This is a genomic window from Streptomyces sp. NPDC058092 (assembly GCF_042884935.1).
Classification (GTDB): Bacteria; Actinomycetota; Actinomycetes; order Streptomycetales; family Streptomycetaceae; genus Streptomyces.
Window position 1 is genome coordinate 1 of sequence record NZ_JBHVSY010000067.1, and the last position, 2915, is coordinate 2915.

A 2915-nucleotide genomic window follows, 5' to 3' on the forward strand; every position below is an offset into this window, starting at 1 on the left:
CCCTGCGGGCGGAACTCCGCTCCTTGCCCTGCTCCACAGGAGTCCGTTTCCTCTCCGCCCTGAAGGGCGGAGTATCCACGGAGGAATCCGATGACGGCGCCCATTGCATCTCCCAACGTAGTGGTGCGGCAGAAGTCGCATCGACCTCGCCAGCCACGATGACACACGGCGCAGGACCTCCCACAGGGACGACTTCACCGATTCCGCTCCAGTTCAAAGGACGGGCACTCAGTCAGCGCGCCGGCGTGACCTGGCGTTCGAACTCGGTGGCCTGGTAGCGGTAGGACTCGGTGCCGGTCTGGATGAGGGTGCAGCGGAAGGTGATTCGGTCGGCGATGGCCGCGCAGAGCCTGGGATCACCCCGGACGACATCACCTGACCCGGGCACTTCCTACTCCAGCGGCTGCAGTCCCGTCTCGGGCCCGCAGATCTGGCACGACTCGATGTCCAGGGTGTTGGCGGCCTGCTGGGTAGGCGGGCCGGCGGGCCGGCAGCGCGTATGCGGCTTCGGTGAGGAGCACCAGGCGTGGCCGGGCGGGGTCAGGAGGTTCCGGGGTGCTGTGCCCCAGCTGTTGAGGAAGTCGGCGAGGGCGCAGCGTTGTTCTTCCTCGCGGGGCGATCTGCTGGGTGAGTACGGCGTGGTCGATGTAGGGGGTGACGGCGGCGAGGACCAGGCGCTGGAGTTCGGCCGGTCCCAGAGCTTCAACTTCCCATTGCACAGGGTGGGCGGGGTCGAGTACGCGCCGGTCGGCGCAGGCCGCCCATCTCGGCAGGGGGAAGTTCGTACTCGATGGTCTGCTCGCGGGTCGGGAGCACCCGGCGGACCTCGTCCCAGCAGTCTTCGGTGCGCCGGGTCCAGTCCTGTTCGAGCTTCGCGTCGACGAGATGGACGGTGTCACCGTCCCGCGGCGTCACCCCGCTCCACGACGAAACCGGCATCGACCTCGACCACGGCCCCGCCACCGCCGCTACGCCGTCACCTCGGACCGCAGAGTTCCACGGTCTCGCTTCCCGCTCGCGTCCAAGTCACCGCACCCCAGGGCGTGGCGTGGCCGGGCCGGGTGGTGCGGCGGCGCACGACTTCGGCATAGGACTGGGGCGAAGCCGCGGACCACCAGGACCGGGATGCTTGGCCGATGGACCGGTCACCGCGTTGCGCAGGCCGACGATCTCGGCCGTGAACTCCGGCCGTCTTTCCGGGGGCTCAGCCCCTCCTGATCCAGTTGTCCGTCAAAGCGGATAAAGCCCAGTGGCGCGTGGCGAGAAGACCCTCGGCTGCCGCCCGGGAACCGGCTCGCAACATCGGGTTTCGCGCGAATATTCCGACGCAACGGCTCTTCGGCGCGTGGTGGACCTCACCCACCAGAAGTAGTTCACCGTTCAATCATTCGGGGTTAGTGTCTTCAATGCCAGCAAGGCAAACACGCGCTAACTCACCCATTCACATCGCAGGGTGGAGAAAGAGAGGAAATCATGACAAGCAGGACCGTTCGTCGGACTGTCGTCGCGATCACCTCGACCGCCATCGCCGCAGCCGGGCTTCTCGCCACCGGCGGCACCGCCTCGGCGGCGACGCACCCGAGCAGCACCCAGCCGGGCGCCGTATCCACCGTCCGAATCACCGACCACCACAACGAGGACCGGCACAACAACCACAGCAGGGACCGGCACAGCGCACTCGGCGGCCGGGGCAGCGACGGCCATGGCCACTGGGAGCAGGATCGCGATGGAGGCCGCCACTGGATCCGGCACGACGACCGCCACGGCTACCAGGCACGGATCGACGAAGACCGTCGCCAGTGGGTCCTCGACCAGATCCGCTGGGCCGAGAACCACGGACACACCTACTGGGACAGCCTTGAGCACCACGACCGTTCACACCGCTGAGAATCGCGGGCCCCAGGACCATCACCGCCCGGGCCGCCGCACACCGACGGGCAAGTGACACGGCCCAAATCCCCCCACACACATATGCGGGCGGGCACCGCAACCACCGCCACCAGAGCCCAGGCGCCGCCCCGGCCCCCGAACCAACACAAAGCCGTGATCACTTGCGTAGACCACATGCTCGACATGGAGCTCGTGTCGCCTCTGGGCGCACGGCTCCCGGTACCAGCCCACCTGCTGTACAGGTCGCAGGACCCGCTGGTGGTGGAGTTCCTCTTCCATGACCTCGTCCGAGGCCCCGTACTCTGGGTCATCTCACGCGAGCTGCTCGCCCGGGGAATGCTGGCACCCAGCGGAGAGGGCGACGTGCGGGTACGGCCTACCGGGACCGGCCCAAATGCCCTCCTGCACCTTCTCCTGACCTCTCCGGGCGGCTCCGCCCACCTCATCGCTCCGCTCCCGGCCCTCAAGCACTGGCTGCTGCGCACCTACCAGCTGGTGCCCGCCGCCCAGGAGGCCGAGGCACTGGACCTGGACGGCCACCTCGACCGGTTCCTGAACGGGGCGTCCTGAACGTACCCGCCGCAAGGACCTCGGGGAAGCTGCCTTCACGGCGGGCCGGCGCGAGGGGGCAGATGCCGGTACATCGGCGGGGCGGTGCGGCAGCACGCTTCTCGCAGACGAGTCGGTTCACGACCTGGCGCGAGGACCGGGCCCGGGTGAGACTCCTCCGACTGCCCGAGACTGCACCGGACTCCCTGCACCGGGACCGCATCGTGCCGGGGCCGCTGTCGTACGACAGCGGGCCCACCGTCGCGGCAAGGGCATCACCGTTCCGGGCCGCAGGGCCTCAAGGCCGCCGAGCGCTCCGCGAAGAGGGGGCGTCGGCGGCTGCCGATCGGATGAGCGGCGCAGCGCCGTCGCGGATGAAGGTTGACGCTCTCCCTCCTGAAGGAGGGAGATTCTTACGGCTCGCGCCGTGAGACTTCCTGTTTCATCGCCGACTGCCCGCCCGGAGTTCTCCGTTG

Annotated in this window: 5 protein-coding genes; 2 read left to right on the top strand and 3 right to left on the bottom strand. The window is 68.6% G+C overall.

The window, feature by feature from the left end; all coding sequences use genetic code 11:
• Positions 1-232 precede the first annotated feature (232 nt).
• The 3 genes from ACFVV1_RS40725 to ACFVV1_RS40735 are packed head-to-tail and all read right to left on the bottom strand — an operon-like array spanning position 233 to position 915.
• A complete protein-coding gene (locus ACFVV1_RS40725; protein WP_390000669.1) occupies positions 233-388 on the bottom strand; it encodes a hypothetical protein in 156 nt (51 codons plus the stop codon).
• Positions 389-391: 3 nt separating this feature from the next.
• Positions 392-706 (bottom strand): hypothetical protein, encoded by a 315-nt coding sequence (locus ACFVV1_RS40730; RefSeq protein ID WP_390000672.1) that lies wholly within the window; start codon positions 704-706, stop codon positions 392-394.
• Positions 703-915 carry a hypothetical protein gene (locus tag ACFVV1_RS40735; RefSeq protein WP_390000674.1) on the bottom strand — a complete coding sequence of 71 codons (213 nt, stop codon included), beginning with the start codon at positions 913-915 and terminating at the stop codon, positions 703-705. The genes ACFVV1_RS40730 and ACFVV1_RS40735 overlap by 4 nt, the downstream gene beginning before the upstream one ends.
• 558 nt (positions 916-1473) lie before the next feature.
• On the opposite strand from ACFVV1_RS40735, the gene ACFVV1_RS40740 reads away from it, so the two are divergent.
• Both ACFVV1_RS40740 and ACFVV1_RS40745 read left to right on the top strand, forming a co-directional pair.
• Positions 1474-1887, top strand: coding sequence for a hypothetical protein (locus ACFVV1_RS40740; protein ID WP_390000677.1), 414 nt, complete (start codon positions 1474-1476; stop codon positions 1885-1887).
• A gap of 156 nt (positions 1888-2043) precedes the next feature.
• Positions 2044-2460, top strand: coding sequence for an SsgA family sporulation/cell division regulator (locus ACFVV1_RS40745; RefSeq protein WP_390000679.1), 417 nt, complete (start codon positions 2044-2046; stop codon positions 2458-2460).
• Positions 2461-2915 lie beyond the last annotated feature (455 nt).

Coding starts and splice junctions, on each gene's coding strand:
- ACFVV1_RS40740 (WP_390000677.1), top strand. CDS start 1,474: ATGACAAGCAGGACCGTTCGTCGGACTGTCGTCGCGATCACCTCGACC.